The sequence below is a fragment of the Mangrovimonas sp. sgz306409 genome, from assembly GCF_059735265.1.
Genome location: NZ_JCAPEU010000028.1, coordinates 1 through 4,146 on the forward strand (window position 1 = coordinate 1; position 4,146 = coordinate 4,146).

Sequence of the window (4,146 nt, forward strand, 5' to 3'; positions counted from 1 at the left end):
TTGTTGGACATTTTACACTGTATAGATAATAATTCAATGTTTAGAAGACCCCAAATACACTAATCATATGAAAAAGATAATTACTTATATTTTTCTAATAGCAATTGGTCAAGCCTACGGCCAAGAGCTTAACCTACCAGTTTGGACGCAGTACCTTGCGGACAACGATTTTGTGGTTTCTCCAACCTACGCTGGGATTGGGGATAACCTAAGGATACGCCTTAATGGTCTCACACAATGGGTCGGGATTAAGGACGCTCCAGATAATCAAGCCTTATATGCCGATTTTAGAATTGCGGATCGATCTGGAGTGGGATTGTCACTTTATAATGACAAGAATGGAAACACACGTCAAAAAGGAGTGAAGTTCTCTTTTGCGCACCACTTGGTATTGGATTACACTTCCGAGCAGTATTTGTCTTTTGGGATTTCTTATAATATCAATAGTTTTAGGATAGACATTGAAAATTTTGAGCCCAACTATGAGACACCTATTGTGGACCCTTATGTTACGGATGACCGTGCTGTTAACAACAATAACTTTGATGTTGGTGTACTTTATCGTAATAAAGGGTATTATTTGAGTTTAAATGTCAACAATATTTTGAAAAAAGATATTGATAATTTCAATGGCATAGAACCAAGCCTTCTTTTAAATTATCAACTTTATTCAGGTCTTGTTATTCAAAGTAAGGAAAACAAACGCGTGGAGTATGAACCTTCGGTATTCTTCCAGTATTTTGGAAGTGACGGTCGTTCGGCTACAGACGTCAACTTCAAGTATCGAAAATTCAACAGAAAAGAAGATTATTATTGGGTAGGACTGTCGTACCGCTTTTTAAACGACCAGTTCTTCAAACCTCTTAATATTGGTCCTATGGCCGGAATTATGAAGTCCAAATTCTATTTTGCCTATTCGTATCAAATAACCACCAACGCTTTGGCTGGTTATAATTCTGGAACGCATAGTATCACTATCGGAATCGACTTCCTGCAGGGAATTAGTAACTGCCCATGTACAAAATAAAAATAGTATAAACGTGAAAATTAATTGATTAGATATGCCTATGAAAACATAATTACTATAACACATATTAGATAATAAGGACACCATAATTTTTTCCAACGATGCCCCTTGTTGGAAAATAACCAAACAAACCAAATACCATGAAAAAACCTACTTTTTCAAGAATTGCCATTATTATTGTGTTGTTAATTTTGGGGAGTCAGTCATATGCCCAAAATTACGTGCCTTTTACACCAAGGTTTAATGAGGACTTAAAAGGAGATATTATCCTGATAGGAAATAACATCCTAGGTCCAGACAATAATGCTTTTAATGACGGATCGGTATACAACCACAATGTGGATATGACGTATATCGATATTGATGATGATGACTCTACCTTTAGTTCATCGAGTGCCGATTTGGACATCCCTAATCCCAACTGTTATCAAATTATTTATGCGGGACTGTATTGGGGAGCCGTTACAAATGGAGATGAATCTATTACCGATGTAAAATTAAAAGGACCAACTGGAGATTACCATGATGTACAGGGAACCATTGTATACAATGCCAATGGGACTGCCACGGGAAATAGTTTCCCGTATTCCTGTTATGCAGATGTAACTTCTATTGTAACCAACTTAGATGCCGATTTGGGAACCTATACGGTGGCCAACGTATCTTCAGCCGAAGGAGAAACTGCTACCTTCAACCCTTATAACGGAACGGGATATTCCGCAGGATGGTCCCTTTTTGTGGTTTATGAAGACCCAACCTTACCAGGGAAATCCATTACCAGTTTTGATGGTTTTAGCGCCATTAGTAGTTCGGTAAATACCGATGTAACTGTTTCTGGATTTAGAACGGTGCCAGCTCCAGCTCCTGTAAGAGCAACCTTTGCTTTTGCTGCTTTGGAAGGGGATAAGCCTATTCAAAATGATAGGATGTTACTTAACGGAACGCCTTTATCTGCTGCCGATCGTCCTGCCAATAACTTTTTCAATAGTTCTGTAACTCAATTAAGTGCTACGCCTGTAGATAATAGGGTACCTAACAGTACCAATACCCTCGGTTTTGATACGGGGGTGATGGTGGTCCCCAATCCAGGAAACACATTGATTGCTAATGATGCAACTTCCGCAGTAGTGACTTTAGAGAGTGATCAGGATGTATATTTTCAATATTTCTTCGCTTTTGCGGTAGAAATTATTGAACCAAACATCGTCTTGACAAAAATTGTAGAGGATGACGAAGGAAATAACATTGGAGGTGAAACAGTTGGATTAAGTCAACCTTTAAATTACATTATTGGGTTTCAAAATACGGGAAATGACAATGCTACCAATCTTGAAATCAAGGATATTCTACCAATCAATATCATCTTCAATTATCCGGAAGATTTAGAATTACCAGAAGGTGTTACGGCTGTGAGTTATGATCCAGATACAAGAGAGCTTATTTTAAATGTTGCCGATTATTTGGTGGAAGAAGGCGATCCTGTTTTGGAAATTATCATTCATGCCCAAACGGTAGATACTTGTAACCAATTGGCAGATTCCTGTTCCAATATTATCAATAACCAAGCCTTTGCAACATATAACGGCTTTTGGAACCCTGATTTTTTAATTACAGATGACCCAAGTTATAGTAGCAATACAGGTTGTTTAATTACGCCTCAGGCCACTAACTTTTTAGGAGATTTGGATGATTGTACCTTCGAGGAAAATGTGGTGCTTTGTGGGGCCAGTGTACAATTAACGGCCGCCAGTGGCTACGATGAGTATTCTTGGTCTACAAGTCCTTCCGGATCACCGGTTATTGGCACAACCCAAACCATTTCTGCTACGGAAACAGGAACTTATTACGTTCACAATACAGCTATTGCACCTTGTCAATCTATAGATCAGGTATTTCATGTGACCACTTTTGGAGCAGGGATGACCAATCCGGTGATTCCATTTGCAGACGAAGTCGTGATTTGTCCAAACGACGGAAAAGAACTTCCAAATATCTTTTTATGTGGCGCTAATGATTCAAGAGAAATCAACACCAATATTTCAAGCGCTACGTCCATTATTTGGGAAAAGTTGGATGAGTCTAGCTGCGAAGCGGTTGCAAACCAGGATTGTGCCAACGAAAATGATGCCTGTACTTGGAACCAAGTTGGGACAGGTCCAGATTTTACGGCTGATACTTCTGGTCAGTTTAGGTTGACTATTAACTTTGAAGGAGGCTGTTTCGTGCAGTTCTATTTCAACGTATATCAAAACTTATTGAATCCAACGGCGGTTGGTCAAGATATTATCTGTTCCACTCCGGGAAGCATTACGGTGGGAAGTGTACCTTCTGGGTATGAATACAGTTTGGATGGCGTTACCTATCAAACCAGTAATGTATTCACCGTAAATGCTCCTGGTGTATATACTGTATATATCAGACAAATTGGAGTAGAGACAAATCCTTGTGTGTTTACAACGCCACAGGTACAGATCATGGAAAGTGATTTTACAGCAACAAGCATGATTGCCCAACCTTTGTGTCATGATGATAAGGGAAGTATTCAATTAGCGGCTATTGATGCTGAGCCTCAGTATTACTTTGAATTATATAGTAATGGTACTTTGGTGAACAGTGTTGGGCCTATCGATGAAAACAATTACACTTTTGAAAATTTAAACCCAGGAACCTATACAGCAACCGTTGAAACAGAAGATGGCTGTGTATATTCTGAAGATGTGACCATTGTGGAACCCCCTTTATTGGAAGCCACGGCTGCACTAACAGTGCCATTAACGTGTACCGATGGGGAAATTACCGTATATCCAATTGGAGGAACACCTCCTTATTTCTATTTTGTAAATAGTGATACTGAATTCCAGTCGATACCTGAGATTGTGGTAACGGCTCCGGGAGTATTTAATATTACCGTTGTAGATTCCAATAATTGTAGTGTTGAAACGAGTATTACTGTGGAAAGTTCTCCTGCTCCAGAATTTACTATCGACCAAACAAATATTACTTGTGCTTCTATAGATAATTCAGGAAGTATCACAGTTAATGTAACCGAAGCATTCGGAAGCTCTATAGCTTACAGCATAGACGGCGGATTGACTTTTGTAAGCTCACCAGTATTCACG

Annotated in this window: 1 protein-coding gene and 1 pseudogene; both read left to right on the forward strand. The window is 39.1% G+C overall.

Annotated elements, in window-relative coordinates:
- Nucleotides 1–67 precede the first annotated feature (67 nt).
- Nucleotides 68–1,027 carry a PorP/SprF family type IX secretion system membrane protein gene (locus AC6I5C_RS17730; protein ID WP_497906335.1) on the forward strand — a complete coding sequence of 320 codons (960 nt, stop codon included), beginning with the start codon at nt 68–70 and terminating at the stop codon, nt 1,025–1,027.
- A 140-nt stretch (nt 1,028–1,167) separates the two neighbouring features.
- Nucleotides 1,168–4,146, forward strand: a pseudogene (locus tag AC6I5C_RS17735) (T9SS type B sorting domain-containing protein); the annotation flags it as partial.

What these genes read in the sequence shown, in the direction of transcription:
- AC6I5C_RS17730 (WP_497906335.1), top strand. Translation starts at nt 68, where the DNA reads ATGAAAAAGATAATTACTTATATTTTTCTAATAGCAATTGGTCAAGCC.